Annotated in this window: 3 protein-coding genes; 2 read left to right on the top strand and 1 reads right to left on the bottom strand. The window is 64.6% G+C overall.

From position 1 onward, the window contains the following. Positions 1-82: 82 nt before the first annotated feature. The gene (locus G3436_RS21450; RefSeq protein ID WP_163949215.1) at positions 83-1,102 is read right to left on the bottom strand and encodes a patatin-like phospholipase family protein; all 1,020 of its coding nucleotides are present in this window, start codon (positions 1,100-1,102) and stop codon (positions 83-85) included. A 158-nt stretch (positions 1,103-1,260) separates the two neighbouring features. Between G3436_RS21450 and G3436_RS21445 the strand changes: the two genes are divergently transcribed. Next, entirely contained in the window at positions 1,261-1,539 is a 279-nt protein-coding gene (locus G3436_RS21445) for a hypothetical protein (RefSeq protein ID WP_163949212.1), read from the top strand. 14 nt (positions 1,540-1,553) lie between these two features. Continuing rightward, on the top strand, positions 1,554-2,093 hold a 540-nt coding region (locus G3436_RS21440; protein WP_163949210.1), incomplete at its 3' end, for a CHAD domain-containing protein.

The raw sequence follows: 2,093 nt of genomic DNA, 5'->3' as shown, positions 1-2,093 counted from the left end.
GCAAGCCAGCTCCTACAGGAATGTTGCGGTGCATGCAAAACCCTGTGGGAGCTGGCTTGCCAGCGAAGGGAGCAACGCAGGGCTAGCGTCGTTCGGCCTCGTAGTTGTCCAGCGTATCGCGGGCAATCTCGCGGCCCAGCGCGATCAGTTCCGGCGCCTTGTAGAACTCGAAAAACCGGCACACCCGCTTGGGCACGTTGATCAAAATGTCGGGTGGGTAGCCGGCGATCTTGTACTGCGCCAACGAGGTCTGCATCACTTCGAAGCTCTGGTTGATCAGGTCCAGCAACGAGGCCGGCCCGACGTTGTCGATGATGAACGAGCCCGTCGCCGATTTCGGCGCTCCTTCTGCTTGCGGCGCTGCCGCAGGCTGCTGCGCCTCGGGCTCGGCCGCATCGCTGAGCCACGGGTTGGGCGCGGCCTGCTCGATGCGCATCAGCCCTTCGGCGGCCTTGCGCCGGAACGGCAGGTGCGAGCCCAGCGAACTGATCAGGTTGTCGAAGCGCAACTTGAACGCCGCCGGGCGCTCGATCACCGGCAACTGGTAATGCTTCTGGTTGGTGGAGTTGAGGTTGACCGCCACGATCAGGTCGCAGTGGCTGGACACCACCGGAATGATCGGCAACGGGTTGAGGATGCCGCCATCGACCAGCATGCGGTTGCCTTGCACCACCGGGGTGAACAGGCTCGGAATCGCCGCCGAGGCGCGCATCGCCTGGTGCAGGCAGCCTTCCTGAAACCAGATCTCCTGTTGGTTGGTCAGGTCGGCAGCCACGGCGGTGTAGGGGATGCGCAGGTCTTCGATGTTGATCTCGCCGACGATCTTGCGGATCTGCCCGAACACCTTCTCGCCACGGATCGCGCCCAGGCGGAAACTCACGTCCACCAGGCGCAGCACGTCGAGGTAGTCCAGGCTCTCGATCCAGCGCCGGTACTCGTCGAGCTTGCCGGCGGCATAGATCCCGCCGATTACCGCGCCCATCGAGCAACCGGCGATACAGGCGATGTCGTAGCCGCGTCGCTCCAGTTCTTCGATCACGCCGATATGCGCATACCCTCGGGCGCCGCCCGAGCCCAGCACCAGTGCTACGCGTTTGCTCATGATCATTCCCTGTGCGTGTGTGTCGCCAATGGGCTAACAATGCACCTATTGGTGGCTGTGCTTCAATCGTGACAAGCGCTGCGCTACCCTGAACAGGGCACTTTTCGCCTTGGGTGCCGTCGAAGTGCCATCTGAACATTCTTCTTGAGGTATCACCGATGAAAGCCTGGATCTGCCTGCCCCTGATTGCCCTGGTCCTTGGCGGTTGCGCCGGCAAGACGGCCTACCGTGACAGTTGCGGGAATCAGCTCGATGCCGCCTGGAAGGAACTCGACCTGGCCAAGGCCGAGGGCTTTGCCGGCACCGTCAGTTACTCCAAGGCCCTGTCGCTGTTGACCGGTGCCAAGACGCAGCAACAGTTCGAGGCATTCGAGGGCTGCACCAAGAAGGCCGAGAAGGCACGTTTCTACATTCGCGAATCGCGCGCGGGCCGTTGAGCCGGGAGTAGACCATGTCGGCGATGCTCGACCATGTGATAGCCCGGGTGCTGGCCCTGCACGTACGTCTGCTGGCCTGCCAGGCCCGTTTGGCCGCCGATACCGACAGTGAGGCATTGCATGACCTGCGCACCACGGTGCGGCGTCTGCGCAGCCTGCTGCGGCCCTTGCGCGGTCATCCCGGGGTCGATCAGTTGGAGGCTGCGGCAGCGGCCGTCGGCCAGTTGACCACGCCGCTGCGTGACCGTGAGGTGCTCGCGGCGCAACTGCTCGAGCGCGGGCAACTGGCGGCGGCGCAGCAACGCCTGGACGGGCGCGCGCGCACATTCGCCCAGGTGGCGGGTTGTGCGGAGCTGGCGCGGTTGCTGGCGGTCATCGATGCGTTCCCGATGTTCCTGCGTGCGGCCCAGCGCCAGAAGCTGCTGCGCAAGCTCGGCCCGCGCATCGACAAGCGCCTCGACAAGCAGTGGCGCCAGTTGCTGCGCGCCATGGACGACCCGGCGCACGACCGTCACCGCCTGCGCCTGTTGATAAAACGCGTGCGTACGGCGCCG

The sequence above is a fragment of the Pseudomonas brassicae genome (assembly GCF_010671725.1).
Taxonomy (GTDB): domain Bacteria; phylum Pseudomonadota; class Gammaproteobacteria; order Pseudomonadales; family Pseudomonadaceae; genus Aquipseudomonas; species Aquipseudomonas brassicae.
This window is presented reverse-complemented; position numbering and strand designations above follow the sequence as displayed.